25 protein-coding genes and 1 tRNA gene are annotated in these 24707 nt (G+C 67.7%); 13 read left to right on the forward strand and 13 right to left on the reverse strand.

Features of this window, described 5'->3' with window-relative positions; genetic code table 11:
* Positions 1-93: 93 nt before the first annotated feature.
* On the reverse strand, positions 94-1044 hold the full coding sequence (locus ACLBV5_RS01160) for an acetyl-CoA carboxylase carboxyltransferase subunit alpha (RefSeq protein ID WP_447604580.1): 951 nt from the start codon (positions 1042-1044) through the stop codon (positions 94-96).
* Between the two features lie 85 nt (positions 1045-1129).
* Positions 1130-2029, reverse strand: coding sequence for a site-specific tyrosine recombinase XerD (locus ACLBV5_RS01165; RefSeq protein WP_447604581.1), 900 nt, complete (start codon positions 2027-2029; stop codon positions 1130-1132).
* Between the two features lie 67 nt (positions 2030-2096).
* Here ACLBV5_RS01165 and ACLBV5_RS01170 point away from each other — a divergent pair, with 67 nt between their 5' ends.
* Together ACLBV5_RS01170 and aroB are read left to right on the forward strand one after the other, a co-directional pair.
* A complete protein-coding gene (locus tag ACLBV5_RS01170; RefSeq protein ID WP_025977203.1) occupies positions 2097-2666 on the forward strand; it encodes a shikimate kinase in 570 nt (189 codons plus the stop codon).
* Positions 2663-3775 (forward strand): 3-dehydroquinate synthase, encoded by a 1113-nt coding sequence (aroB, locus tag ACLBV5_RS01175; RefSeq protein WP_447604582.1) that lies wholly within the window; start codon positions 2663-2665, stop codon positions 3773-3775. Before ACLBV5_RS01170 ends, aroB begins: the two co-directional genes overlap by 4 nt.
* On the opposite strand, the gene ACLBV5_RS01180 is transcribed toward aroB, so the two are convergent.
* Positions 3772-4188 carry an MliC family protein gene (locus ACLBV5_RS01180; RefSeq protein ID WP_447604583.1) on the reverse strand — a complete coding sequence of 139 codons (417 nt, stop codon included), beginning with the start codon at positions 4186-4188 and terminating at the stop codon, positions 3772-3774. The two genes, aroB and ACLBV5_RS01180, sit on opposite strands and share 4 nt — an antisense overlap.
* Positions 4189-4219: 31 nt before the next feature.
* A complete protein-coding gene (gene tadA, locus ACLBV5_RS01185) occupies positions 4220-4690 on the reverse strand; it encodes a tRNA adenosine(34) deaminase TadA (protein ID WP_447604584.1) in 471 nt (156 codons plus the stop codon).
* Positions 4691-4702: 12 nt separating this feature from the next.
* On the opposite strand from tadA, the gene ACLBV5_RS01190 reads away from it, so the two are divergent.
* Both ACLBV5_RS01190 and rsmD read left to right on the forward strand, forming a co-directional pair.
* A complete protein-coding gene (locus tag ACLBV5_RS01190) occupies positions 4703-6244 on the forward strand; it encodes a pseudouridine synthase (protein ID WP_447604585.1) in 1542 nt (513 codons plus the stop codon).
* A gap of 3 nt (positions 6245-6247) precedes the next feature.
* Positions 6248-6823: a 16S rRNA (guanine(966)-N(2))-methyltransferase RsmD gene (gene rsmD, locus ACLBV5_RS01195; RefSeq protein ID WP_447604586.1), complete on the forward strand. Its 576-nt coding sequence runs from the start codon at positions 6248-6250 to the stop codon at positions 6821-6823.
* Here the strand turns inward: rsmD and ACLBV5_RS01200 are convergent.
* Positions 6806-7081: a YjhX family toxin gene (locus ACLBV5_RS01200; RefSeq protein ID WP_303706246.1), complete on the reverse strand. Its 276-nt coding sequence runs from the start codon at positions 7079-7081 to the stop codon at positions 6806-6808. The genes rsmD and ACLBV5_RS01200 overlap by 18 nt on opposite strands.
* Before the next feature lie 190 nt (positions 7082-7271).
* Between ACLBV5_RS01200 and ACLBV5_RS01205 the strand changes: the two genes are divergently transcribed.
* Together ACLBV5_RS01205 and ACLBV5_RS01210 are read left to right on the forward strand one after the other, a co-directional pair.
* A complete protein-coding gene (locus tag ACLBV5_RS01205) occupies positions 7272-8288 on the forward strand; it encodes a Kelch repeat-containing protein (protein ID WP_447604587.1) in 1017 nt (338 codons plus the stop codon).
* Positions 8289-8402: 114 nt separating this feature from the next.
* The gene (locus ACLBV5_RS01210) at positions 8403-8840 is read left to right on the forward strand and encodes a hypothetical protein (RefSeq protein ID WP_447604588.1); all 438 of its coding nucleotides are present in this window, start codon (positions 8403-8405) and stop codon (positions 8838-8840) included.
* A gap of 63 nt (positions 8841-8903) precedes the next feature.
* Here the strand turns inward: ACLBV5_RS01210 and mutL are convergent, their stop codons facing one another.
* Complete coding sequence (gene mutL, locus ACLBV5_RS01215; protein WP_447604589.1) at positions 8904-10826, reverse strand: DNA mismatch repair endonuclease MutL; 1923 nt, start codon at positions 10824-10826, stop codon at positions 8904-8906.
* Between the two features lie 214 nt (positions 10827-11040).
* Here mutL and ACLBV5_RS01220 point away from each other — a divergent pair, with 214 nt between their 5' ends.
* A complete protein-coding gene (locus ACLBV5_RS01220; protein ID WP_447604590.1) occupies positions 11041-11745 on the forward strand; it encodes a YceI family protein in 705 nt (234 codons plus the stop codon).
* A gap of 76 nt (positions 11746-11821) precedes the next feature.
* Positions 11822-13141, forward strand: a complete 1320-nt coding sequence (locus ACLBV5_RS01225) for a YceI family protein (protein WP_447604591.1) — start codon at positions 11822-11824, stop codon at positions 13139-13141.
* A 7-nt stretch (positions 13142-13148) separates the two neighbouring features.
* Here ACLBV5_RS01225 and aroC read toward each other — a convergent pair whose 3' ends face one another.
* Both aroC and ACLBV5_RS01235 read right to left on the reverse strand, forming a co-directional pair.
* On the reverse strand, positions 13149-14234 hold the full coding sequence (gene aroC, locus ACLBV5_RS01230; protein WP_447604592.1) for a chorismate synthase: 1086 nt from the start codon (positions 14232-14234) through the stop codon (positions 13149-13151).
* A gap of 11 nt (positions 14235-14245) precedes the next feature.
* Positions 14246-14977: a J domain-containing protein gene (locus ACLBV5_RS01235; protein WP_447604593.1), complete on the reverse strand. Its 732-nt coding sequence runs from the start codon at positions 14975-14977 to the stop codon at positions 14246-14248.
* Between the two features lie 163 nt (positions 14978-15140).
* Here ACLBV5_RS01235 and pdxH point away from each other — a divergent pair, with 163 nt between their 5' ends.
* A complete protein-coding gene (gene pdxH, locus ACLBV5_RS01240) occupies positions 15141-15797 on the forward strand; it encodes a pyridoxamine 5'-phosphate oxidase (protein WP_029972495.1) in 657 nt (218 codons plus the stop codon).
* A 10-nt stretch (positions 15798-15807) separates the two neighbouring features.
* Here pdxH and ACLBV5_RS01245 read toward each other — a convergent pair whose 3' ends face one another.
* Together ACLBV5_RS01245 and udk are read right to left on the reverse strand one after the other, a co-directional pair.
* Positions 15808-16422: a TetR/AcrR family transcriptional regulator gene (locus ACLBV5_RS01245; RefSeq protein WP_134581003.1), complete on the reverse strand. Its 615-nt coding sequence runs from the start codon at positions 16420-16422 to the stop codon at positions 15808-15810.
* An 83-nt stretch (positions 16423-16505) separates the two neighbouring features.
* Entirely contained in the window at positions 16506-17150 is a 645-nt protein-coding gene (udk, locus tag ACLBV5_RS01250; protein WP_312445531.1) for a uridine kinase, read from the reverse strand.
* Positions 17151-17322: 172 nt separating this feature from the next.
* Here udk and ACLBV5_RS01255 point away from each other — a divergent pair, with 172 nt between their 5' ends.
* Positions 17323-18954, forward strand: a complete 1632-nt coding sequence (locus tag ACLBV5_RS01255) for a long-chain-fatty-acid--CoA ligase (protein ID WP_303684008.1) — start codon at positions 17323-17325, stop codon at positions 18952-18954.
* Positions 18955-18972: 18 nt separating this feature from the next.
* Positions 18973-19653: a DUF1499 domain-containing protein gene (locus ACLBV5_RS01260; RefSeq protein WP_447604594.1), complete on the forward strand. Its 681-nt coding sequence runs from the start codon at positions 18973-18975 to the stop codon at positions 19651-19653.
* On the opposite strand, the gene ACLBV5_RS01265 is transcribed toward ACLBV5_RS01260, so the two are convergent.
* Positions 19650-20567, reverse strand: coding sequence for an MBL fold metallo-hydrolase (locus ACLBV5_RS01265; protein ID WP_278069070.1), 918 nt, complete (start codon positions 20565-20567; stop codon positions 19650-19652). The two genes, ACLBV5_RS01260 and ACLBV5_RS01265, sit on opposite strands and share 4 nt — an antisense overlap.
* 148 nt (positions 20568-20715) lie before the next feature.
* Here ACLBV5_RS01265 and ACLBV5_RS01270 point away from each other — a divergent pair, with 148 nt between their 5' ends.
* Entirely contained in the window at positions 20716-20985 is a 270-nt protein-coding gene (locus ACLBV5_RS01270) for a hypothetical protein (RefSeq protein ID WP_025977183.1), read from the forward strand.
* 374 nt (positions 20986-21359) lie between these two features.
* On the opposite strand, the gene ACLBV5_RS01275 is transcribed toward ACLBV5_RS01270, so the two are convergent.
* Both ACLBV5_RS01275 and ACLBV5_RS01280 read right to left on the reverse strand, forming a co-directional pair.
* Positions 21360-21436, reverse strand: a tRNA-Asp gene (locus ACLBV5_RS01275).
* Positions 21437-21591: 155 nt separating this feature from the next.
* Positions 21592-23769, reverse strand: coding sequence for a S9 family peptidase (locus ACLBV5_RS01280; protein ID WP_447604595.1), 2178 nt, complete (start codon positions 23767-23769; stop codon positions 21592-21594).
* Between the two features lie 72 nt (positions 23770-23841).
* On the opposite strand from ACLBV5_RS01280, the gene ACLBV5_RS01285 reads away from it, so the two are divergent.
* Positions 23842-24645 carry a trypsin-like serine peptidase gene (locus ACLBV5_RS01285; protein ID WP_447604596.1) on the forward strand — a complete coding sequence of 268 codons (804 nt, stop codon included), beginning with the start codon at positions 23842-23844 and terminating at the stop codon, positions 24643-24645.
* The last annotated feature ends 62 nt before the right edge of the window (positions 24646-24707 follow it).

A 24707-nucleotide genomic window follows, 5' to 3' on the forward strand; every position in this document is an offset into this window, starting at 1 on the left:
GAGCCTCGAATCACGCATTACGGAACCTTGGACGAATCGCATCGGCGCAGCTTCGACGCCGACGAGCCGCCTTGCAACGGCTCGCGCGTCCGATCAGCCCAGACGGCCGATGGCGTAGAAACGGTCGGCGCGCTGCTTCTTCAACTGCTCGGCCGACAGGCCGGACATGGCCTTGAGTTCTTCTTCCAGCACCTGGCCAACGTTCTGGATCGCCTTTTCGCGGTCGGCGTGGGCGCCGCCCAGCGGCTCGGGGATCACGCGGTCGACGATCTTCAGCTCGATCAGGTCCGGCGCCGTGATCTTCATGGCATTGGCCGCGTCCTTGGCCCGCGAGCCGTCGCGCCACAGGATGCCCGCCGCGCCTTCCGGCGAGATGACTGAATAGATGGAGTGTTCCAGCATCAGCACGCGGCTAGCGGCGGCGATGGCGATGGCGCCGCCCGAACCGCCTTCGCCCGTCACCGTGGCGATGGAGGGCACGCCCAGCGTCAGGCCGCGCTCGGTCGAACGGGCGATGGCCTCAGCCTGGCCGCGCTCCTCGGCGCCAAGGCCCGGATAGGCGCCGGCGGTGTCGACGAAGGTCAGGACGGGCAGGCCGAACTGCTCGGCCATGTCCATCAGGCGCACGGCCTTGCGATAGCCCTCGGGGCGGGCCATGCCGAAGTTGTGGATGATGCGGGTCTGGGTGTCGTGGCCCTTTTCATGGCCCATGATCACGACCGGCTGGCCGCGGAAACGGGCCAGACCGCCCAGGATCGCCTGGTCGTCGCCGAACTGACGATCGCCGTGCAGTTCCACGAAGTCTGTGAACAGGCCGTCGACGTAGTCGATGAAGTGGGGGCGCTGCGGGTGGCGCGCGACCTGGGTGCGCATCCACGGGTCAAGGTTGGCGTATGCCTTCGTGCGCATGGCGTCGGCCTTTTTGCGCAGGGCGGCGATCTCGGTCTCGAAGGATCCGCTGGTCGGCGCCAGCAGCGACAACTCGGCGATCTTGGCGTCCAGTTCGGCGATCGGCTTTTCGAATTCGAGATAGTGCGTGGCCATTAGGCGTCCGTGAGGAGGAAGCGCGCATTGCGCTACGGAAGGCGGCGGAACCTAGAGCGCCGAACGCTTCGGAGCAAGCGCGGGTTCAGTCGTCCTTCGCCAGAGGATGGTTGGCGTGGACCACCTGGGACAGGCGGTCGGTAGCGACGTGGGTGTAGATCTGGGTGGTTGAGATGTCGGCGTGACCTAACAGCGTCTGGACCACGCGCAGGTCGGCCCCGCCTTCCAGTAGGTGGGTGGCGAAGGCGTGGCGCAGGACGTGGGGGCTGACGCGCGACGGGTCGATCCCGGCTGAAAGGGCCGCCTGATCCAGCAGTTGGGCGAAGCGGCGCGGGGTCAGATGGCCGCTCTTGCCATGGGAAGGAAACAGCCACGGACTATCGGGCGCGCCGGATTTGCGCGCGGCGTCGCGGGCGTCGAGCCAGGCCTTGATGGCTTCCCGCGCGGCAGCGTTGAGGGGCGCCAGACGCTCCTTTCCACCCTTGCCGCGCACGATCAGATAGGCCGGATCGCGCCGCACGGCCTCGACCTTGAGCCCCAGCAACTCGGACACGCGCAGGCCCGAGGCGTAGGCCATCTCGACCAGGGCGATCAGGCGCAGGCCCGCCGCGCCGTCGTGGGCGCTGGCGGCGGCCAGCAGGGCCTCGACCTCGTCGCGGCTCAGGGTCTTGGGCAGGCTGCGTCCCTGCTTGGGCGCATCGAGACGGCGCGACGGATCATCGGCCCGCCAGCCTTCGCCCAGGGCGAAGCGGTAGAACTGCCTCACCGAGACGCGGCGGCGTGCGGCGGTGGCGGCCGACAGCCCGCGCCGCGACAGATCGGCGAACCACGCCTCCAGCGCCTCCTGCGGCGCAGCCATCAGGCCCCCGTCGCCCAGCCAGTTTTCCGCATCCGCCAGGTCCCGGCCATAGGCGGCCAGCGTATGGGGCGAGGCGTCGCGCTCGACCGCCATCATCTCAAGGAAGGCTTCGATCTGCGGTGTCATGCCGTGTCAGGTCGTCTCTTCTGAGGTGTGGAGCCGGGCGGCGTCTCGTGTAGAGGGTATAGGAGCCATGCCTTCCGACGCCTCGCCTGATTCCTTCCCGCTGTCTTCTGTCCGCACCATAGCTCTGGTGGGGCTGATGGGCGTCGGGAAATCGACCGTGGGGCGACGGCTGGCCCAAAGGCTGGGCCTGCCGTTCGCCGATGGGGATCAGGTGATCGAGGAAGCGGCGGGCATGACCGTCAGTGAGATCTTCGCCTCGCGTGGCGAGGCCGAGTTCCGGGCGGGCGAGGCGCGGGTGATGCGCCGCCTGCTGGAAGGGCCGCCGATCGTGTTGGCGACCGGGGGCGGCGCAGTGCTCAACCCCGACACGCGCGCCTTGATGAAGCAACACGCGGTCAGCGTCTGGATGCGGGCCGATCTGAAGGTGATCGCCGAACGTGTAGGCCGGCGCGACACGCGCCCCCTGTTGCGCGGACGCGACCCGCTGGTGGCGCTGAACGAGTTGGCGCGGGCACGCTACCCCATCTACGCACAGGCCGATGTGACCGTCGATGTGGGCGGCGGCTCGCACGGTCAGGCCGTGGACGCCATTCTGAAACAGTTGCGCCGGTTCGGGCGGCAGGAGACCAAGCGATGACGACGACGATCCCGGTCGCGGGCGGCGCCTTCGCCCCCTATGAGGTCGTGGTCGGGCGCGGCTTGCTGAAGGCGGCGGGGGCCGAGGTCGCCGCCCTGAAGCCGACGCGGGCCTTCATCGTCAGCGATGAGACGGTGGCGGCCATTCACGGCGAGACGGTGCGCGCCTCTCTGGCGGCGGCCGGCCTGGAGACCGGACTGGCAACCGTCCCGGCGGGGGAGGCCTCCAAGTCGTTTGAACAGCTTGAGGCTGTTCTGGATCGCCTGCTGGCCGAGGGGCTGGATCGAAAGAGCATGGTCGTCGCCCTGGGCGGCGGCGTGGTGGGCGACCTGGCCGGGTTGGCCGCCGCACTGTTCATGCGCGGCATTGATTTCGTGCAGATTCCAACCACCCTGCTGGCCCAGGTGGATTCCTCGGTCGGCGGCAAGACGGCGATCGATACGCCGCGCGGCAAAAACCTGATCGGCGCCTTTCACCAACCGCGCCGGGTGCTGGCGGACATCGAGGCGCTGGCCACCCTGCCGGTGCGCCAGGTGCGCTCGGGCTGGGCCGAGGTGCTGAAGCACGGCCTGATCTGCGACGCGGCCTTCTTCGACTGGCTTGGCGGGGAGGGCGCGGCCGGGGCAAGCGGCGACCCGGATGCGCTGGAGAGGGCGGTGATCCGCTCGGTCGAGATCAAGGCCCAGATCGTCGGCGAGGACGAGAAGGAGGCGGGCCGCCGCGCCCTGCTGAACCTGGGCCACACCTTCGGCCATGCTTTGGAGGCCGAGCTGGCTTTCGCAGACACCCTGACCCACGGCGAGGCGGTGGCTTTGGGCTGCGCCCTGGCCTTCCGCTATTCGGCGCAGCAGGGTCTGTGCCCGGCCGCGGAGGCCGAGCGCGCAGAGGCGGGCATCCGCGCGGCGGGCCTGCCGACGCGGCTGTCGGATGTGGATCATCGCTTCGCCGTCGACGCCTTGATCGCGCGCATGGCGGGGGACAAGAAGGCCGAGGGCGGGCGTCTTACGCTGATCCTGGCGCGGGGCGTGGGCGAAGCTTTCACCGATAAGGACGTCGATGCCGAGGCGGTGCGCGCCTTCCTGATCGGAGAGGGCGCGGCGGAGGCCTAGTCGACCGCCCGGCACTCGGTCGGTTCGCGATTGGCGGCGCTCCATGTCGCCATGACGCCCTTGCCGCGCAGTTCATAACCCGAGGCGCGATACCAGATGCCGTCAGCGGCGCGCTCCTGATACAGATCGACCGCCTCGCCGTTGGAGTTGCGCACGGTCGCCATCTGGCGCGGGTTGTCGAAATCGACCGACAGCCGCTCGGAGTTGTTGCAGAGGTAAACCGCGTGGATGACGCGGTTCAAAGCGCGGTCCTGAAGTTCCGCGCCGGTACGGCGGCGGGCGGTCTGGGCGTCAATGGCGCGCTGGCGCACCGCATCGCCGTCGGTCGGCGCCTCGCGCGGCTCCTGCCCGCAGGCCGACAACAGAATGAGGGCGGAAACGGCGACGGTCGGCCATAGGGTGCGGGTCGGCAATGGAGGCCCTCTCAAGGTCAAGCTTGGAGCTTCAACGCCCGGTGTCGCCCGGCGTTCCTGCCCGGGGTTTCCGCCGGGAGCGGAAGAAGCCGCGGAGCATCTCGGCGGCCGCGTCGGCCAGGACGCCGCCCTCGGTCGCGGGCCGCCAGTGACAGGTCGGCTGGTCGAAGAACCGCCCGCCGTGCAGCACGGCGCCGCCCTTGGGATCGCCGGCTCCCCAGACCACCCGGCCGATGCGGGCGTGGCTGATGGCGCCCGCGCACATGGCGCACGGCTCCAGGGTGACATAGAGGGTCAGGTCCGTAAGGCGATAATTCTGCAACGTCGCCGCTGCATCGCGCAGCGCGATGATCTCGGCATGAGCGGTCGGATCATGGGCCGTGATGGGCCCGTTTTGCCCGCGCCCAAGCACTTCGCCGGTGTTTTCGTCCACGATCACGGCCCCGACGGGCACCTCGCCAGCCTCAGCCGCCGCTTGCGCCAGATCGAGCGCCATGCTCATGAACCGCTCATCATGGATCGCCATCCCAAAGACAACGACAAGAAGCCCCGCTCCCGTCAAGACGACGGTGGGCGCGGTCCCCGTAATTTCGCCGACAAGGGCCCGCGAAAGCCCTTCGACAAGGACGGCAAGCCGGGCGGGAAGCCCCGCGACCGCGCCGAGGGCCGTTCGGGGGGCAAGCCTGGAGCGGAAGCCAAGGCGCCCGAGCGCACCGAGCGAATCGCCAAGGTCATGGCCCGCGCCGGCATCGCCTCGCGCCGCGAGGTCGAACGGCTGATCGGTCTGGGCAAGGTGGCGGTGAACGGCCGCATCCTGGACACGCCCGCCGTGCTGGTGAAGCGCGACGACAAGATCACCGTCGACGGCAAACCGATCGGCGCCGCTCAGGCCACGCGGGTCTGGCGCTATCACAAGCCTGCGGGCCTGATCACCAGCCACAACGACCCGGCGGGCCGTCCCAATGTGTTCGACGCCCTGCCCAGCGGTCTGCCGCGCGTGATTTCGGTCGGCCGCCTCGATCTGGCGACCGAGGGTCTGCTGCTGCTGACCAACGACGGCGAACTGAGCCGGGCGCTGGAACTTCCTGACACCGCCCTGGTGCGTCAGTACCGCGCCCGTGCGCGCGGCCGCATCACCCAGGAGCAGTTGGACAAGCTGAAGGACGGCGTGGTCGTCGACGGGATCCGCTATGGTCCGGTCGAAGCCACCATCGACAAGGCCAAGGAGAAGGCGGACGGCGAGAAGTCCTCGGCCAATCTGTGGCTCAGCGTCCAGATCACCGAGGGCAAGAACCGGGAAGTCCGCAAGGTGCTGGAGAGCGTCGGCCTGACGGTCAACCGCCTGATCCGCCTGGCCTACGGTCCGTTCCAGCTCGGCACCCTGCCGGTCGGCGCGGTCGAAGAAGTCGGGCCGCGCGTGATCCGCGAGATGCTGGCCGAGCATATCCGCCCCGAGAACCTGCCGACTGGCAACACGGTCGAAACGCCCGCGCCGACGCCCGGCCGCCGCACCGGCACGCCGATCGTGCGCGGCAAGTCCGGCTCGGCCATGTCGGACCCGTCGCGCAAGCCCAGCCGCGTGCGCGCCGCTGAAACGGCGGCCGAAGAGGGCGCCGAGTTCGGCAAACCCGCCAAGAAGGACGGCTGGGCCAAGGCCAAGCCGAAGTTCGAGCATTCCAAGAGCTTCAAGCCGCGCGCCCGTCCGGGCGAGGGTGAAGGCGCTGGGAACGACGACCGCCCGCGCCGCCCGTTCAAGCCGCGCGAACCGCGCGCCGACCAGTTCATCGACGACCGTCGCGGCCCGCCCAAGGGCGGCCGCCCGGGCGGCAAGCCCGGCGATAAGCCTTTCGGCCGTCCCGGCGGCGCGGGCGGGCGTTCCGACGCGCGTCCTACCGATCGCTTCGGCGAGCGGTCGGGCGACCGGCCCGGCGGGCCTCGCGGCGAGGGCAGGCCGTTCGGGAGTAAGCCGTTCGGGGCCAAGCCCTCTGGCGGCAGGCCTTTCGGCGGCAAGCCTTCGGGCGGCGGCGGTCGCGGCGGCCCGCGCGGGCGCGGCTGATCCATGCGCATCGTAGCTGGCAGCCTGAAAGGGCGCGCCATCGTCACGCCCGAGGGGCAGAACACGCGGCCGACATCGGATCGGGCGCGTCAGGCGATCTTCAACGTGCTGGAGCACGCCCCCTGGGCCGAGGGGCTGCATGAGGCGCGGGTCATCGATCTATACGCCGGCTCGGGGGCCCTGGGGTTCGAGGCTCTGTCGCGCGGGGCGGGCTTCTCCCTGTTCGTCGACACCGACGACGGCGCGCGCGGCGCGATCCGCGAGAACATGGACGCCTATGGGCTGTTCGGGCGGTGCCGGGTGCATCGACGCAGCGCGACGGACCTGGGACCGCGCCCCGGTTCGGCGGGCGAGGCCTTCACCCTGGCCTTTCTGGACCCGCCCTACGCCAAGGGGCTGGGGGAACAGACGCTGGCGCGGTTGCTGGAGGGCGGCTGGCTGGCGCCGGGCGCCATCGTGGTGTTCGAGCGCGGCTCGGACGAGCCCGACATCGACACGCCCGGCTATGAGCGGTTGGACGCGCGCGACTACGGCGCCGCGCGCGTCCTGTTCCTCAGGGCGTCAGAAGGTTCGGCCTGAAGTCCGGTTGTCGGCCCGGCTGCGCAGGCGGCTGAGGCCCTCGCGGTTGACGACATAGGGGCCGCCGTTGCGGGACTTGATGACGCCCTTGCGCTTCAGGCTGCGCCATTGATCCAGGTTGCAGCCGTCCAGCACCCAGCCTTCGCGGGTGAAGCAGCGCGCGGCCAGGATGCGGCCCTGTTCGTCGCGTTCCAACAGGATGCGACCGCCCTGGGCGAGGGCGTGGAGCGTGCGTTGCTCCGCACGTGACAGGTTCATGGGATTGAGATTTCCAAGGCACGAGAAAACACGCGCCCGGCGCAACGAGGCGCGGGGCGGGCTCAGGAGGCCTCTGGACGATCAGCGTCCGGCCCTATGCCGTGGCTACAATCTCAAACATGGTTCGATCCCATTGGGGGACGGGCCGGACTTCTAGCGCGGGGCGGCGGCGACGGCTAGGCTTGGCCGCATGACCATGCACCGCCGCGCCTTCCTCGCCGCAAGCGCCGCCGTCGCCGCTGCGCCCGCCGTAGCCCGCGCCGAAACCGGCTGGACGCCCCGCGCCTCGATGTCGTGGCCGACGCAGGAGATCTATTGCGCGGCGCTGGACGATTCGATCACGGTCGCCGGCGGCCTGGTGCGCTCGGCCACAGGCGGACTTCACATCAATGATCGAACCGCCGTCTATGACGCGAGGGCCGACCGCTGGAGCGAGGGGCCGCGACTGCCGCAACCGCGCCATCACCCGATGCTGGCGGCGGCGGCCGGGCGCGTCTGGGCCTTCGGCGGCTATGACCGGCGCGACGGCGGCGAGTGGACCGCCATGACGGATATCTGGGCCATCGACCTAGGCGTCTGGGCTCAGGTCGGTGAGATGCCCGAGCGTCTGTGCGAGACCGTGGGCCTGTCGCTGGGCGATCGGGTGCACCTGATCACCGGCCGCTCGCCCAAGGGCGAAGCGAACGGCCAGTGGAACGATCAGGGCGACGTGGCGACGCACCTGGTCTTCGACGCCGCCGCCAACCGCTGGGACAAGGCGCGGCCGGCGCCCATGGCCCGCAACAGCGCGGCGGGCGCGGTGCTGGGCGGCAAGCTGTTCGTGGCCGGCGGCCGCACGGTGGATGGCGGCGGAACGGGGCGGCTGGACTGCTATGATCCCGCCGAAGACCGCTGGGACACGCTGGCCCCGATCCCGGCCTCGCCCGCGACCGGGAGGCAGGTCGGCGGCGGCCTGGCCATGGCCGAGGCGGGCGGCAGGCTGGTCGCCTTCGGCGGAGAATGGTTCGACCGGCCGGGCGGCGGGGTCTTCGCCGAGACCTGGATTTATGAGCCGACCCGCGACGCCTGGGCGGCCGGTCCGGCGATGCGGACGCCCCGCCACGGCCTGGCGGCGGCCAGCGTGGACGGTATGGTTTACGCCATCGGCGGCGGCGAGGTGGTGTCGGGCGGCAAGGCCAGCGGGTTGGTCGAGGCGCTCACCCTCTGAGGCGCTCTAACCTGGCGTCGCGGGCGGCCCTATCGACCTCCAGCATTTCAACGAACTGTGATTTGTTAAATGCGCGCGCATGCGGATTCAGTGGGTCTTCCGTGGAGAATGCGCATGGCCTTCACATTGGACGGGACCATAAGTCTGGAGGATATCGCCGCCCTCCTAGCGTTCGCTCTCGCTTTCTGGGGCGCCTGGCGCGCAATCAGGGACGTGTCGCGCCAACTGCGTGACGTGACCTACGCGGAATTAGATCGACTCTATTTCGACCTGCAGCGCGCGGCGCTGGACTATCCTGCCGCCAGCATTGCTCCGCCTTTGGAGGGGAGGGACAAGCGCTCGATCAAGAACCGGCGACGCTACGAAATATACGCCGGGATGGTCTGGAACTTGGTTGAAACGGTGGACGACCGTTGCGATCAGGACGCCAATCTCAAACGAACCTGGTTTCCAGTGTTGGAGGTCGAGAAGAGGCGGCACGAGGCCTGGATCCGGAAGCCTCAGAACGCGGCCTTGTTCAAGGAAGACTTCCGCCGCAAGCACTGCATCTGACCGGCTCCTGAGCCTTTGGGGAAATGAACCCCGATTGTTCGCCGCGGTGGCGGGGGTTGGCGGTCAGCGCCGCCCGAACAGCTTCTCGAGGTCGTTGAGTTTCAGCTCGACGTAGGTCGGGCGGCCGTGGTTGCATTGGCCGGAGTGGGGCGTGGCCTCCATCTGGCGCAGCAGGGCGTTCATCTCGGGGGCGCTGAGAACCCGGCCGGCGCGGACGCTGCCGTGGCAGGCCATGGTGCCGCAGACCTCGGCCATGCGCTCCTTCAGCGACAGGGCGGCGCCGTGTTCCGACAGGTCGTCGGCGATGTCGCGGATCAGGCCCTGAACGTCCGTGTCGCCCAGCAGGGCCGGGGTTTCCCGAACCAGCACCGCGCCCGCGCCGAACGCCTCGACGATCAGGCCCATCTCGGCCAACTCCTCGGCCTTGGCGGCGACGCGTTCGGCCTCGGCGGGATCCAGCTCGACGACTTCCGGCGTCAGCAGAGCCTGACGGGTGACCGCCCCCTCGGCCATCTGGACCTTCATCCGTTCATAGACCAGGCGTTCGTGGGCGGCGTGCTGATCGACCACGACCAGGCCGTCGCGGGTCTGGGCGACGATGTAGGTGCCATGCAACTGGGCCCGCGCGGCGCCCAGCGGGTAGTCGATCAGATCGACGGGGACAGGCGCGCCGGGCATGATCTGGCCCGCGTGTCCGGCCTGAATCTCGCCCAGGGTGCGGAAGCTGGGGGCGGAGGCTTCGCCGCTCCACGTATGTTCGACGCGGGCGGAGCGTTCGTTCAGGCCGGGCAGGTTTTGGGCGGCGGCGGCCGGCTGCGACCAACCCTGCCAGCCGCTCCAGCCCGGCGCGGCGTTGCTGAACGACTGCGGCGCGGCCGGGTTGTAGAGCGCATCGCCCGTGTGCGGTCGGAAGCCGGACAAGGCGTCGGCGGCGACCGTGGTCGAGGCGCGGTGCCCCGCGGCGTGCAGGGCGTGGCGCAGGGCGCCGACGATCAGGCCGCGCACCAGGGCCGGGTCGCGGAAACGCACCTCCGCCTTGGCCGGGTGGACGTTCACGTCGACATACAGCGGGTCGATGTCGATGAAGAGGGCCGCCGCCGGGTGCCGGTCGCGCGCCAGGAAGTCGGCGTAGGCGCCGCGCAGGGCGCCCTGCAGCAAGCGGTCGCGCACCGGGCGCCCGTTGACGAACAGGAACTGGTGCGCCGCATTGCCGCGCGAATAGGTCGGCAGGCCCGCATAGCCGGACAGGCGCACGCCGTCGCGCTCCTGATCGATCAGCAGGGCGTTGGCCTCGAAGTCGCGGCCCAGCAGGGCGCCGAGACGTTTCAGCCGCCCCTCGTCGCCCGGATGTTCGGCGGGCAGGCGCAGCGTGGTCTTGCCGTCCAACGACAGGGTGAAGGCGACGGCCTCGTGCGCCATGGCCTGGCGCTTGATCTCTTCGGAGATGGCCATGGCCTCGGCCCGCTCGGACTTCATGAACTTGAGCCGGGCGGGGGTGGCGTAAAACAGGTCGCGCACCTCGACCCGGGCGCCGTGCGGGCCAGGGAAGGCGGCGGGCGATAGGGGGCGCTGGGCGCCGCCCTCGACGGAGACGGCCCAGGCCTCGTTCTGGGGTTGACCCGCCTCGGCTTTGGCGCGGGTCGTGATGTTCAGCCGGGCGACCGAGCCGATGGAGGGCAGGGCCTCGCCCCGGAAGCCCAGGGTGAAGATGCGCAGCAGGTCCACGTCGCCTGCGTCGTCCGGCTCAAGCTTCGAGGTGGCGTGGCGCTCGATGGCGACGGGCAGTTCGTCGCGCGGGATGCCCTTGCCGTCGTCGGCGATCAGGATGCGGGTCAGGCCGCCGCCGTCCGCCTGGATCTCAATGCTGCGGGCGCCCGCGTCGATGGCGTTCTCGACCAGTTCCTTGATGGCGCTGGCCGGGCGTTCCACCACTTCGCCGGCGGCGATGCGGTTGACGGTTTCGGGGGGGAGGCGGCGGATGGTCATGTGAGTCGCGAGGATAGGCGCCGTCGCCGCCGGGCGCACCTCAATCCTGCTTTCGTGAGCTGAATGACGATTTTCGTGATGCAGGGACTTGAAGCGCGTTAATGGCAACTTATACTGTTGCAGTCGCGACGGCGAGGCCGTGCCGACACACGACCTGTTTGCGGACCTTCTGTCCAGTTATCGTTTCAACCGCCTGATTGAGGTTTTCTCCCCCATGAAGATCAAAGCCGCCCTGATCGCCGTTTCGGCCGCCGCCCTGCTGGCCGCCTGCAGCCAGCCCGCCGACACTGCCGGCGTCCCGACGACCGACGCCGCCTCGACCGCTCCGGTCGCGCTGAAGGCGACCTCGGGCGTCTATGTGATGGACCCGACCCACGCCTCGCTGCAGTGGTCGCTGCCGCACAACTCGATCTCAAACTACACGGCGCGCTTCAACAAGTTCGACGCCAGGATCACGCTGGACACCGCCAACCTGGCCAACAGCACAGTCGAGGCGACCATCGACCCGACCTCGGTCGACGCCAACTATCAGGGGGACTATGTCGGCACCCACGCCGCCACCGGCTTCAAGAGCTGGAGCGAAGACATCGCCAAGAACAAGAACTTCCTGAACGCCACGGCCTTCCCGCAGATCACCTTCAAATCGACCAAGGTCGAGCTGACGGGCGCGCGCACGGCCAAGGTGACGGGCGACCTGACCTTCCTGGGCGTCACCAAGCCGGTGACCCTGGACGCGGCCTTCAATGGCGACCTGGAGAAACACCCCTTCGTGGCGGCGCCGGCCATCGGCTTTTCGGCTGAAGGCAAGTTCAAGCGCACCGATTTCGGCATGCCGCTGGGTCCGGTCGGCGACGAGGTGACCATTCGCTTCGACGCCGAGTTCATCAAGGAAGTCGCACCGGCCGCTCCGGCTGCCTGACGGCTTGGGATAAGCTATAAGGGGCGGGGCCTTAAGGCTCCGCCCCTCTCATGCACCGCTTGCCGCGAGACATTTCATGATCGCCCGTCTTCGGACCGAGAGGCCCAACCGCTACAGCGCCGTCGCCGTTGCACTGCACTGGATCATCGCGATCGCCTTGCTGGCGATGATCCCGATGGGCTGGTGGATGAGCGACGCCATCGCCGAGCCGGGCAGCCAGGCGCTGGCCTATCGCGTCTTTCAGATTCACAAGTCGATCGGGTTTCTGATCCTGGCGCTGACCGTGCTGCGGATCGTGTGGCGACTGACGCATCCGGTCCCGGCCCTGCCGGGCGCCATGAAGGGGTGGGAGCAGTTCGCCGCGAGGGCGACGCACGCTGCCTTTTACGCCCTGATGCTGGCATTGCCGTTGACGGGGTGGGCCTATGTCTCGACCGGCTGGGCCGTGGTCACGGACACGCCGTTGGCCGTGACGACCAGCTGGTTCGGCCTGTTCGCTATTCCGCATCTGCCTTTCATCGAGCACGCCTCCGAAGCCGCGCGCCGCACGATCGCCTCGATGGCCATGGGCGCGCACAGCAAGCTGGCCTGGGGCGCGATCGTCCTAATCGTTCTGCACGTCGGAGCAGCGTTGAAGCATCAGTTTCTGGATCGAGACGGCGTGCTGTCGCACATGATCCCGATCCTGCCGCATGGCGACGACAGCCAGGGCGTTGCGCCGGATCCGACGCCGGCCCTGCGCTGGGCCGGGCGGCTGGCCGGCGTGGCCTTCGTGGTCGTGATCGGCGCCGCCTTCGGTCTGGCCGCCAGGCCTGCGCCCAAGGCGGAAGGGCAGGCGGTCGCCTCGGCCCCCGCCGCTGCGCCTGCGGCCGACGCCGCCGTGACGCCGGGCACGGCCGCCGCCTGGACCGTGGACAAGGCCGCCTCGACGATCCAGTTCACCGGAACCCACGCCGGCAAGGCCTTCACCGGCCAGTTCGAGCAGTGGGATGCGCAGGTCTGGTTCGACCCGGCCGATCTGGCAGGCTCGAAAGCCGTCGTGACGATCCAGACCGGTTCGGCGAAGACGGGCGACGCCACTCAGGAAGGCAGCCTGCCGGGCGCCGAATGGTTCGATACCGGGACTTATCCGACCGCCCGGTTCCAGGCGACGGCGTTCAAGGCGCTGGGCGGAAACCGCTATGAGGCGACCGGAACCTTGCGGATCAAGGCGACGACTGTCCCGGTCGTCCTGCCCTTCACCTTCGACGAAGCGAGCGGGACGGCCACGGTCGCGGGCAAGCTGGAGCTGGACCGCACTGCGCTGAACATGGGCATGGCGTCCGACGCGGGCGGCGACTGGGTGTCCAAGGCCATCGGCGTCGAGATCCGGGTAAAAGCCGAGCGGGCTGGGTAGGCCTCCTTCAGCCTATCTGCGCCCGGTGCCGCAGCATGGCGTCGGCCAGGACGATGGCGGCCATGGCCTCGACCACCGGCACGCCGCGCAGGGCGACGCAGGGGTCGTGGCGGCCCTTGGTGCGCAGCTCGACTTCCTCGCCGTCACGGTTGATCGACTGGCGCAGGGTCAGGATGGAGGACGTCGGCTTGAAGGCCACCCGCGCCGTCAGGGGCTGGCCGGTGGATATGCCGCCCAATACGCCGCCTGCCTTGTTCGACAGGAAGACCGGCTGGCCGTCAGCGCTCATACGCATTTCGTCGGCGTTGTCCTCGCCGGACAGCTCGGCGGCGGCAAAGCCGGCGCCGATCTCGACGCCCTTGACCGCGTTGATCGACATAAGGCCCGCAGCCAGTTCAGCGTCCAGCTTGCCGTAGAGGGGCGCGCCCCAGCCGGCGGGCAGGCCCGTGACCTCCAGCGCCACGACGGCGCCGATGGACGAGCCGGCCTTGCGCACGCCGTCCAGATACTCTTCCCAGGCGGGCACGACCTCGGCCGAGGCGGCGAACAGGGGGTTGTCGTAGACGGCGCTGAAGTCGATGGCGTCGTCGGCGATGCGATGCGGGCCAAGCTGGACCACCCCCGCGCGGATGCCGATGCTCTCACCCAGCACCTTGCGGGCGACCGCGCCGGCGGCCACGCGGCTGGCCGTTTCGCGCGCCGAGGAGCGGCCGCCGCCGCGATGATCGCGCACGCCGTATTTGCTCTGATAAACGTAGTCGGCATGGCCGGGGCGGAAGGCGCGGGCGATCTCGCCATAGTCCTTGGACCGCTGGTCGGTGTTCTCGATCATCAGGCTGATGGGAGTGCCGGTCGTGACGGGACCGCTTCCGTCATCAAAGACGCCCGACAGGATGCGGACCTGGTCAGCTTCCTGCCGCTGGGTCACGAAGCGGCTGCCGCCGGGCTTCCTCAGGTCCAGCCAGGGCTGAATGTCGGCTTCGGTCAGCGGGATCAGCGGCGGGCAGCCGTCGACGACGCAGCCGATGGCCGGGCCGTGGCTTTCGCCCCAGGTGGTGATGCGGAACAGATGGCCGAAGGTGTTGTGCGACATGACGGCGAGGCTTAAGCCGCCATGCGCTGCGGCGTCCAGACCCGAGTGAAACGAAGCAGCATGTCCTCGGCCGCCGAGGGCAGCTCGTCGGAGGGAATCAGCTTCACGAACAGGTCGCCGGCGGGACGCCGACCGCGTGCGGGCAGGCCCAGGCCGGGCAGGCGCAGACGAACCGGCGCGGTCATGTCGGGCACCAGCCAGGCCGCTTGCGGCCCGGCGTGGGTGTCGATCTCGATCCGCCCGCCGTCTCGCATCAGGCGGGATGCGATCGGCCAATCCATGAACAGGTCCGCGCCCAGCACCGACAGGCCATCGGCAGGGCGGATCAGGACCGGGATCAGTCCCTTGACGCCCTTCAGGCGAATGCGATCCGCCGTTCGCACCCCCGGGGGGACATGCACCAGAAACCGGCGTCCTGACGCCTTGACGGAGACGGTTCCGCCGGTCAGCGCCTGCATGGGCGTCAGCACGATCAGAGGCGGCACGGCATGATGCGCCGGAGGAAGCGTCTCGGCGCGGCTTTCGACGCGAACAGGCGCAGGCAGGGCAGGGAGTTGCGTTTGCAGCAGGCGGTAGGCGGCGACCGTTTTTCTGAAGCGCTCGGCGTCTCCGTCGGGACGGTCGGGGTGAACAGCCTTCACGGCGACGCGGAACGCCGCCGTCAGCCCATCGACGTCCGCAGGGCCGCGCAGGCTCAACAGACGTCGTGCCTCGTGCACGGAAAGAAACGACTGCGCGCTCATGGCGACACCGTGCGGGACTATGGTCAAGACGAGGTTAACCGTCTTCCGGCCGGGCGACGCGGAACAAGGCGCGCCACGACGCTTTGGGCTATTGACACAGGGGCCTAGTCAGCCAGGGATGGCCCGAGTGTATATCCGGCCTCAGGAAGCCTTGTTTTTGACTATGTCGGTGATCCCGCCCAGCCCCTCCGCAGACGACTACGCCGCCCAGTTGGCGGCCAACGCTGACGACACGATCTTTGATCGGGATGAGCCGATCGGCCTGTTTATCGAATGGCTGGAAGAAGCCAGGCGCAGCGAGCCGAATGACCCCAACGCCATGGCTTTGGCCACGGTCGACGCAGAGGGCATGCCCGACGTCCGCATGGTGCTGTTGAAAGACGTGGATGCGCGGGGCTTTACCTTCTTCTCCAACCAGGAGAGCGCCAAGGGCGAGCAGCTTTGGGCGCATCCCGCCGCCGCTCTGCTGTTTCACTGGAAGAGCCTGCGACGCCAGGTCCGCGTGCGCGGCGCGGTCGAGCGCGTCAGCGCCGAGGAGGCCAGCGCCTACTTCGCCAGCCGGGCGCGTGAAAGCCGCATCGGCGCCTGGGCGTCCGACCAATCTCGGCCCTTGGACAGCCGCGAGGCGCTGGAGGCCAGGGTGGCCGAACAGACGGCTCGGTTCGAAGGCGAGGATGTGCCGCGTCCGGACCGCTGGACTGGCTGGCGCGTCCTTCCCGAACAGATCGAGTTCTGGCGGGACCGTCCGTTCCGCCTGCATGATCGGCTGCGGTTCGATCGCGTGTCGGACACCTGGTCGACCAGCCGCCTGTGGCCGTGAAAACGTCCGATCAGGCCTGATAGCGAGACAGGAAGGTCTGTACGGCGTCGGCGGCGATCTCGGCTGTCGCGCGCTGGGTGCGGACCTGGCCTCCCGTGACCATGGGCACGAGAAAGACGGGATGTTCGACCATTCCCATCAATTGGCCGGCGGCCCAGGACGCTTTTTCAAACGTCAGATCGCCGCTGGCCTTCAGCTCGTCCAGGGCGGTGACCAGCGGGCCGGCGAAATCCCCCTCGGCCTGTTCGAAAAAGGCGATGGCCACGGATTCAAATCGCGAGCGCTCAGTCATGACCAGACGGAATATGGCTTGAACGAAGGGGTCGCTCATGAAATCTGCGTAGGTCGTGAGGAAGCTGAGAAGCCGCTCCTTCGGCGCCCCGGTGCAGTTCTTAACGGCTGACATCCGGGCGGCGAAGTCGGTCGCTGCTTCGGCCATGACGGCCGCAAACAGAGCGGCCTTGTTCTCGAACATCGCGTAAAGGGTGGCGGTTGAAACGCCCGCCTCTCGTGCGATCGGCTCCATCCGCGTGCCGACGTAGCCTTCGTTGATGAAATGATGCCGCGCCTGCCGTACCAGCGCCGCGCGCCGAGGGTCGTCGATATCGTGGATAGGGGCCGTCATGGCGTTCACCAGCCTTTCGCCGGAGAGTGCCTTTAAGTCGCCTCAATTGCAATGGGAGGGGAAAGCTCTGCCCCTGATCGAGGTTACGTCAGCCAGGCCGCCAACAGGGGATGAGCCAGAACCGGCGCGGCCAGTCGAACCACGGCTTGAGGGTCTTCCAAACGCACGGCCGCAGTGGCGTCGGCGACGATGAAGTCGGCATGGACGCGCGACGGTTCGGTCAGCCGTTCGTGGCCGGGCCGGACAGTGCCGAGATATTGCTGAATGACGGATTCCGCCGTGCGGCCGCGTTCGGTCTGATCGCGCAGCAGACGTCGGATGAAGCGGATGTCCGCCGGCGTGTCGACAAACACCTTGATGTCGAAAAGCGCGGCCAGGGCGGGCGTGCACAGCAGGTGGGTGCCTTCGACCACGATCACCTCGGTGGCGCCGACAGCTTCGCCCTGTGGCTCGCGCCCGTGGTGGATGAAGGAATAGACCGGCGCCGTTATGGCCTGGCCGCGCTTCAGCGCCGTCAGGTCGGCGATCAGCAGATTGTGATCGCGCGCCGCCACGTCGTCGAAATCATGGGTCGCGGCGTCGAAGCCGGGAACCGACGCGGCGTCCAGATAGTAGGAATCTTCCCGCAACAGGGTGGCTACGCCGTCGGGCAGGGAGGAAACAAGGGCTTCGGCCAGGGTGCTCTTGCCCGAGCCCGAACCGCCAGTGATTGCGATCAAGATGGTCATGGGCGCTCTACTTCCTCCGCTCGCGTCTTAACGCAAGCCCGGACAGGGCGGTTTTAAGGCGATCTGTCGCGGGCAGGCTTCCCTAAGGGCACGTTGCCTGTGGCGGTTCACCTGTCTTAGCGTGGCGACAAGCGCCGGTTTCAATCAGGCGCATATACGAGGGAAATGCCGAATGCTGGGTATGATGCAGGACTGGCCGCTGACGGTCGACAAGATCCTCGACCACGCGAAGAACTGGCACGGAGCACGCGAGGTCGTGACCCGTTCGGTCGAGGGGCCGATCGTCCGGACGACCTACGCCGCCATTCATGATCGCGCGCGCCGGGTGTCGAACGCCTTGCTGGCGTGGGGGATCAAGCCGGGAGACCGTGTGGCCACCCTGGCCTGGAACACCGGCAATCACATGGAGACCTGGTATGGAATCATGGGGATCGGCGCCGTCTGCCACACCCTGAACCCGCGCCTGTTTCCCGAGCAACTGGCCTACATCATCAACCATGCCGAAGACCGGGTCATCTTCACCGATCTGACCTTTGTGCCGCTGCTCGAAGCCGTCCTGCCGCACTGTCCGACAGTCGAGCGGGTCATTGTGATGACCGACGCCGCCCACATGCCTCAGGCCAAGCTGCCTAACGCCGAGGCCTATGAGACGGTGCTGGAGCAGGTCAGCAGCGACGTCGTCTGGGGCGGTTTCGATGAACAAACCGCCTGCGGCCTCTGCTACACCTCGGGCACGACCGGCAATCCGAAGGGCGTGCTGTATTCGCACCGCTCGAACTTCATCCATACCCTGCTGGGCCTGCAGTCGACGGTCATGGGCGCGACGCCCAGCGAGGTGATCCTGCCTATCGTGCCCATGTTCCATGCGAATGCTTGGGGCATAGCCTTTGGCGGTCCAGCGGCGGGGGCCAAGCTGGTCATGCCGGGCGCGAAGATGGACGGCGCCTCTGTCTATGAACTGATCGAGACCGAAGGCGTGACCTTCTCGGCCGCCGTGCCGACGGTCTGGCAGGGGCTGTATGGCCATATGGTCGAGAACGGGCTGAAGTTCTCAACCCTGCGCAAGGTTCTGATCGGCGGATCGGCCTGTCCCGAAGCCCTGATCCGCGGGTTCCAGGACAAGTTCGGCGTCGAGGTGGTTCACGCCTGGGGCATGACCGAGACCTCGCCCATCGGCACCATCGCCAATTTGACGCCGGAGCTGAAGGCCAAGCCCTATGACGAACAGATGGCCTGGCGCCTGAAGCAAGGCACGCCGCCGCTGGGCGTCGAGCTGAAGATCAAGAACTACGGCGGCCAGGAAATGCCTCACGACGGCAAGACCTTCGGCCGGGTGATGGTCAAGGGACCGACCGTCGCCGGCGCCTATTTCAAGGGAGAGGGCGGAGATATCCTCGACCACGAGGGTTTCTTCGACACGGGCGACATCGCCAGCGTTGACGCCTACGGCTTCATGCAGATCACCGACCGGGCCAAGGACGTGATCAAGTCTGGGGGCGAATGGATCAGCTCCATCGACATCGAGAATATCGCCGTGGGCCATCCGAAGGTCGTCCTGGCCGCCGTCATCGGCGCGGCGCACCCGAAGTGGGACGAGCGGCCGGTGCTGCTGGTCAAGCTCAAGGATGGCGAGGCCGAGGACAAGCAGGAGCATCTGGATTTCCTGCAGGGCAAGATCGCCAAATGGTGGATGCCGGACGATGTCGTCTTCGTGGACGACATTCCGCTGGGCGCCACGGGCAAGATTGATAAGAAGACGCTGAGAGAGCGGATGAAGGATTATCAATTGCCCGCCGCTGGTTAATTGCGACGGAGGACCTCCATGCCGAATTCCCGCCCCAAGGCAGGCGTGCTCGCCAAGCTGCTGCTCGCGACGGCGCTGTTGGCGCCGGGCCTGCTGTTGGTCGCCTCTGCAGGAACGCGAGGCGAGCTGTGGAGCACAGACTTCGGCATGGGGGTCCTGGCGCTCACGGTCGGCCGTATTCTGGCCTACCTCGGTCTGGCGGCGGCTCTGGCGGCCTGCCTGCTGGCGTTTCGCGAGCGCCGCCTCATAGGGATCGCCGGCGCCGCCCTGCTGATCGCGGGCCTGACGATCGCCGGCTATCTGATCCAGGAGCGTCGTTTCATCCCCGCGCCGCGCGATGTGACCACGGATGTGAATGAGCCGCCCGCGTTCGCCCGGGGCCTTGCGGCTGAAAGGCGCCTGGCGGGCGCAGACGACAGCCATCCTCGGGCCTGCGCGGGACTTGAGCCTGCATCGACCCAGGTTGCGCCTGAAACGGCCGCCTGGGCGCTTGAAAAGGCGGGCTTCACCGTGTTCGGCACGTCGCCGTTCCGGGTTGATGGCCGCCAGCAGAGCGCCTGGTTCGGCGTCACCCACGACGTCACCGTCCGCATCCGACCTGGCCGGACCGATGTGCGCGTCGCTGGGCGCGACAGGCTGGACATCGGTGATGAAGCCTGCCGTCTCGCCAAGGCGGTGGTGGCTGAGCTGACGCCTTAAAGGTCCTCGGTCAGCCGCCAGTCGGCGCCGAGCCGGGCTTGAGGCTCGGCCCGCGCGCGTCCCTCCTTTTCAAGCTTGATCAGGTGGGCCAGCACCGACAGGCTGGCGGCGGGCCAAAGGCGTTCATCCACGGCGGCGTATAGGATCGGCACCATTTGCGCGATGGTCCGGTCGCCCGCCGCCAGTCGGGCCATGATCTGGCCTTCCCGCTCTAACCGGTGCGCGCGATAGGCCTTGAGAAAGCGCGCGACCTGGGTGATCGCCGGGCCGTGCGTGGGCCAGATAGTCGAAAAGCCGCGCGCCAGCACCGCGTCGAGGCTCTGCATATAGGCCGTCATATCGCCGTCAGGGGGCGCCACCACGGTGGTGGACCACCCCATGATATGGTCGCCGCTGAACAGGGCGTTCTCGTCCCTAAGGATGAAGGCCATGTGGTTCGAGGCGTGGCCCGGCGTGGCCATCGCCTCCAGGGTCCAGCCGTCGCCCTCGATCCGCTCTGCGCCGGTCAGGACGATATCGGGACGGAAATCCTCGTCCTCATCCTCGTCCAGACTGCTGTCCGAGGCGTGCATCGTGCGCGCGGGCGGCTGCATGGCCAGGATCGGCGCGCCGCCGACCGCTTCGGCGAACGGGCGGGCGAGGGGGGCGTGGTCGCGGTGCGTGTGGGTGACCAGCACATGACTGACCGTGCGTCCGGCCACGGCGCGCAGCAGGGCGTCCAGGTGAGCGTCATCCAGAGGCCCAGGATCAATGACCGCCACGCCAGCGCCAGGCCGGTTTCTGCCGATGATATAGGTCCCCGTGCCCGTGAAGGTGAACGGCCCCGGATTGTCCGCGATCACGCGCTGAATCAACGGCGAGACCTGATCGCGTCGTCCATAGGCGAAATCGAACTGGCGAACGTAAGGGATCATAGCTCTCTTCAGGCCCTAAGGGCGTCGAACAGGAGGCGATAGGTCACTGTCTTTTCACTCTGATGGCGCGGGCATCGCCGACGTTGAGGAAGTAGCTGCCGAAGGCCGCGCGACGGATACGTACCTCACTCCCGCTTTGAGGGCGAATATGGGCCGGCTCATTGTCGACCTGCCGCCATTCCCTCCCATCCGTCAGTTGGAAGACCCAGCGCCCGGCGCCGTCCCTCGCTGCCCGGACGAGGGCGGTCTGGATAGACGATATCTCTTCGCGATCGTCATTCGATCCGAGGAAGGCCGGCAGGGCCACATTGCTGAAGCCGAACAGGTTGCGTCGGGCTTCCCGCACCTGCTGGCGGTTTACAACCGTTACGTCTCCCGCCTCCTGGGCCCGGATCAGCGCCTCGGCCGCCTTGTCTAGACATGACAGACGGGCTTCGGGCTCGCCGATCGCGCGACAGGCGGCCAGTTCGCCGATCGTTCGACAAGGATCCGCCGCTTTACGCGAGCGGCTTCCAGTACCAGACCGATCCGTCGACTTATGACGTCATCGGCCGTTACTTCTACATCGGCGCTCGCGCCCGCTTCTAAGAAGCGTCGAGCCTGGCATTGAGGGCGGCGGGTCTAACGGCCTGCCGCCTTTTTTGTCGTTTCTAGGCGGGATCGCGGACGTTGAGGGCGCTTGTGCCGCGCGCACGCGAAAGCGGCGATGACCTTCTGATCATCACCGGATGGCGTCGTATCAATATTAAAGTGAAGGGCGGCGCGCCACTCCCTCAAATGCTTGAGAAGGAGTGGCGCGAGTGACGGGGCTCGAACCCGCGACCTCCGGCGTGACAGGCCGGCACTCTAACCAACTGAGCTACACCCGCGTTGCTCCCCCCCGCGAGGAGGAGAGGAAGGAGCGGATACGGGGCGTCGCCGCTTCGGTCAAGCGCGTTGTGGCGTTTTTGATAAAAAATCCGCGAATTCAGATGCTAGCAGGCAGAATGGTAGGAACCCGTGGGCCGGAGTTCCTCCCGTCTTCTCAGGTCTTCTCCCAGCCTTTTTCTACGGCCCACACGGCGAAGGCGTAGTCGTGGGCGATGTCCTTCAGGTAGTCGAAGCGCCCGGAGGAGGCGAAGTGGCCCGCCTCCATGTTGATCTTCAGCAGCACCGGCTTGCCGGAGGTCGAGGCGGGACGCAGTTTCGCCACCCACTTCTCCGGCTCCCAATAGGTCACGCGGGGATCGGACAGGCCGCCAGTCGCCAGCAGAGCCGGATAGGGCTTGGCCTCGATCTGGTCATACGGGCTGTAGGAGTGGATGTAGTCATAGGCCGCCGCGTCCTCCAGCGGATTGCCCCATTCGGGCCATTCCGGCGGCGTCAGGGGCAGGGTGGTGTCGCTCATGGTGTTGATGACGTCGATGAAGGGCACGCCGCCGATGACGCCCGCCCAAAGTTCTGGCCGCATATTCGTGACCGCGCCCATCAGCAGGCCGCCGGCCGAGCGGCCCTCTGCCACGATGTTCCCCGCCTTGGTGTATTTCTGCGCGATCAGGTGATCGGCGGCGGCGATAAAGTCGGTGAAGGTGTTCTTTTTGGTGAAGCGACGCGCGGTCAGGAACCAGTTCCAGCCCTTGTCCGAGCCGCCGCGGATATGGGCGATGGCGTAGATGAAGCCGCGATCCACCAGCGACAGCCGGTTGGTCGAGAAGCCGGCCGCCATCGGGATGCCGTAGGAGCCGTAGCCGTAGAGCAGCAGCGGCGCAGAGCCGTCGACCGGCGTGTCCTTGCGGCGCAGCACCGTCACCGGCACCAGCTCGCCGTCAGAAGCGGGTGCGTTCAGTCGCTCGACCACATAGTCCGCCGGATTGTGGCCCGAGGGGATTTCCTGAACCTTGCGCAGCGTGCGCTCGCGCGTCTTCAGGTCGTAGTCATAGGTTGAGGTCGGCGTGGACGGCGAGTTGTAGCCGTAGCGCATGATCGTGGTGTCGAACTCGGACGCCCCGCCCAGCGACAGGGCGTAGGCGGGCTCGTCCACGGCGATTTCATGTTCGGCGCCGCTGCGGTCGCGGATGACGATCTTGGTGTTGGCGTCGGCGCGTTCCTGCCGACCTATATAGTCCTTAACCAGGGCCACTCCCTCGATGAAGCGGCCGGGCGTGTGGGGGATCAGGTCCTTCCAGTTCGCCTTGTCGGGAGCGGCGGTCGGCGCCTCCATGACCTTGAAGTCGATGGCGTCATCGGCGTTGGTGCGGATCACCCAACGATCGCCCCAGTGGTCCAGGTCATACAGCCGGCCGACGTGGCGCGGCTCGACCACCATCGGCTTCGCGGTCGGGTCCGACGCCGGGATGATGCGGCTTTCTGAGGTTTCCTGGTTGCCGATGGAGATGACGATGAAGGCGTCGTCGGCGGTGCGCTCGATGCCCTGGAACATGCCCTCGTCCAGTTCTTCGTTGACCAGGGCGGTCTCGCCGCCGCGCGCCGGGCGGCGGAAGATCTTGTCAGGGCGGCCGTTGTCGTCGCGGTTGGTCCAGAAGATCCACTGGCTGTCCGGCGAGAAGGTGAAGTTGGCGCTGGCCGATTCGATCGGGTTGGGCAGCACCTCGCCCGTGGCCAGATCCTTCACATAGATCTTGTAGACTTCGGAGCCTTGAGCGTCCTCGGCATAGGCGAACAGAGCGTGATCGGGGCTGTGTTCGGTCGCCGAAACCTCCGAATAGGCCTTGCCCTCGGCCAGCTTGTTGCAGTCCAGCAGGACCGTCTCGCCGTCCGCCTTGCCGCGCGGGCGGCGGCAGTAGAGCGGGTGCTGATCACCGACGTTGTAGCGGACGTAGTACTCCCACGGGCCGTCTGGCGCAGGGACGGAGCTGTCGTCCTCCTTGATGCGGCCTTTCATCTCCTCGAACATCTGGGCCTGCAGCGGCAGGGTCGAGGCCATCATGGCTTCGCGATAGGCGTTCTCGGCGGTCAGGTGCTCCTTGACGTCGGCCTTGATCAGCGATGGGTCGCGCAGCACCGCCTGCCAGTTGTCGTCCTTCATCCACTGATAGTCGTCGACGCGCACGCGGCCCAACTGCTCGATGCGGACGGGGACCTTCTTGGCGACGGGCGGGGTGGGCTTGGACATCGAGGCTCCGTGACTCTGGCGGGCAAGGGCGGGGGAGGCGGCGACCATGCCGACAGCGGCGGTCGAGGCGATCAGTTCGCGACGGTTCATGGCGTGGGCTTCCCCTCGATTATCATTTGAGCGGGACCTTGTGCCCGACGACGCTCGGCGTCAAATGGCGTCATGGTCATTCAGGATCTTCCGCCCGAACAACCCGCTGTCGTCTCCGCCCCGCCGCCCGAATGGGACCTGACGGTCGGGGTCATCAACGCCACCGTGCAACTGGATCAGGCGTTCGGCAGCGGACAGAGAAAGGTCGGTACGGGCTTCCTGATCTCCGCCCCCAGACCCGACGGCGCCCCCCGCGTGGTGCTGGTGACAGCCCGGCACGTGCTGGACGTCATGCCCGGCAATGAAGCGCGCATCGGGTGGCGCACAGCCGAGGCGGACGGGGCGTGGAAGTTCACTCCCGAAACCTTGAGCATACGCGATGCGAGCGGCGCGCCGTTGTGGACGGCCCATCCTGAGCGCGATGTGGCGGTGATGGAGATCACGGCGCCGCCCGCCTTTGCCCAGGCGGCGATTCCGCTCGGCTGGCTGGCCGAGGCGGACGCTTTCGACCGCTGGCGCATGGGTCCCGGCGACGAACTTCTGGCCCTGGGCTATCCCCATGGGCTGTCGGCCAATCGGGCGGGATTTCCGATCCTGCGACTGGGGCGCATCAGCTCGTGGCCGCTGACGCCGATCCGGCATTTCCCGATCTTCCTGCTGGATTTCGTGGTGGCCCAGGGCAATTCGGGAGGGCCGGTGTTCTGGACCCCGGCCGCGCGACGCGTGCCGGGCGCGCCGGCGCCGGATCATCCCTTTATCGCCGGGGTTCTGGTCCAAGAGGTTCAGGGCGGCGGAGAGGGTTTGGATCTCGGCGTCGTGGCCCATGCGCAATATGTGCGCGAGACGATTGAGCGGCTGGATATTTCCTCCCCATGAAATGGGGAGGGGGACCGCGTAGCGGTGGAGGGGTCAGCGCCGCCGGGCGCCCGAAAGGCCCC

Source organism: Brevundimonas sp. M1A4_2e, assembly GCF_053345555.1.

Excerpts from the sequence above, each read along its gene's own strand:
- ACLBV5_RS01160 (WP_447604580.1), bottom strand. The coding sequence starts at position 1,044 with ATGGCCACGCACTATCTCGAATTCGAAAAGCCGATCGCCGAACTGGAC.
- ACLBV5_RS01165 (WP_447604581.1), bottom strand. The coding sequence starts at position 2,029 with ATGACACCGCAGATCGAAGCCTTCCTTGAGATGATGGCGGTCGAGCGC.
- ACLBV5_RS01170 (WP_025977203.1), top strand. The coding sequence starts at position 2,097 with ATGCCTTCCGACGCCTCGCCTGATTCCTTCCCGCTGTCTTCTGTCCGC.
- aroB (WP_447604582.1), top strand. The coding sequence starts at position 2,663 with ATGACGACGACGATCCCGGTCGCGGGCGGCGCCTTCGCCCCCTATGAG.
- tadA (WP_447604584.1), bottom strand. The coding sequence starts at position 4,690 with ATGAGCATGGCGCTCGATCTGGCGCAAGCGGCGGCTGAGGCTGGCGAG.
- ACLBV5_RS01190 (WP_447604585.1), top strand. The coding sequence starts at position 4,703 with ATGGATCGCCATCCCAAAGACAACGACAAGAAGCCCCGCTCCCGTCAA.
- rsmD (WP_447604586.1), top strand. The coding sequence starts at position 6,248 with ATGCGCATCGTAGCTGGCAGCCTGAAAGGGCGCGCCATCGTCACGCCC.
- ACLBV5_RS01200 (WP_303706246.1), bottom strand. The coding sequence starts at position 7,081 with ATGAACCTGTCACGTGCGGAGCAACGCACGCTCCACGCCCTCGCCCAG.
- ACLBV5_RS01205 (WP_447604587.1), top strand. The coding sequence starts at position 7,272 with ATGACCATGCACCGCCGCGCCTTCCTCGCCGCAAGCGCCGCCGTCGCC.
- ACLBV5_RS01210 (WP_447604588.1), top strand. The coding sequence starts at position 8,403 with ATGGCCTTCACATTGGACGGGACCATAAGTCTGGAGGATATCGCCGCC.
- mutL (WP_447604589.1), bottom strand. The coding sequence starts at position 10,826 with ATGACCATCCGCCGCCTCCCCCCCGAAACCGTCAACCGCATCGCCGCC.
- ACLBV5_RS01220 (WP_447604590.1), top strand. The coding sequence starts at position 11,041 with ATGAAGATCAAAGCCGCCCTGATCGCCGTTTCGGCCGCCGCCCTGCTG.
- ACLBV5_RS01225 (WP_447604591.1), top strand. The coding sequence starts at position 11,822 with ATGATCGCCCGTCTTCGGACCGAGAGGCCCAACCGCTACAGCGCCGTC.
- aroC (WP_447604592.1), bottom strand. The coding sequence starts at position 14,234 with ATGTCGCACAACACCTTCGGCCATCTGTTCCGCATCACCACCTGGGGC.
- ACLBV5_RS01235 (WP_447604593.1), bottom strand. The coding sequence starts at position 14,977 with ATGAGCGCGCAGTCGTTTCTTTCCGTGCACGAGGCACGACGTCTGTTG.
- pdxH (WP_029972495.1), top strand. The coding sequence starts at position 15,141 with ATGTCGGTGATCCCGCCCAGCCCCTCCGCAGACGACTACGCCGCCCAG.
- ACLBV5_RS01245 (WP_134581003.1), bottom strand. The coding sequence starts at position 16,422 with ATGACGGCCCCTATCCACGATATCGACGACCCTCGGCGCGCGGCGCTG.
- udk (WP_312445531.1), bottom strand. The coding sequence starts at position 17,150 with ATGACCATCTTGATCGCAATCACTGGCGGTTCGGGCTCGGGCAAGAGC.
- ACLBV5_RS01255 (WP_303684008.1), top strand. The coding sequence starts at position 17,323 with ATGCTGGGTATGATGCAGGACTGGCCGCTGACGGTCGACAAGATCCTC.
- ACLBV5_RS01260 (WP_447604594.1), top strand. The coding sequence starts at position 18,973 with ATGCCGAATTCCCGCCCCAAGGCAGGCGTGCTCGCCAAGCTGCTGCTC.
- ACLBV5_RS01265 (WP_278069070.1), bottom strand. The coding sequence starts at position 20,567 with ATGATCCCTTACGTTCGCCAGTTCGATTTCGCCTATGGACGACGCGAT.
- ACLBV5_RS01270 (WP_025977183.1), top strand. The coding sequence starts at position 20,716 with ATGGGCCGGCTCATTGTCGACCTGCCGCCATTCCCTCCCATCCGTCAG.
- ACLBV5_RS01280 (WP_447604595.1), bottom strand. The coding sequence starts at position 23,769 with ATGAACCGTCGCGAACTGATCGCCTCGACCGCCGCTGTCGGCATGGTC.
- ACLBV5_RS01285 (WP_447604596.1), top strand. The coding sequence starts at position 23,842 with ATGGTCATTCAGGATCTTCCGCCCGAACAACCCGCTGTCGTCTCCGCC.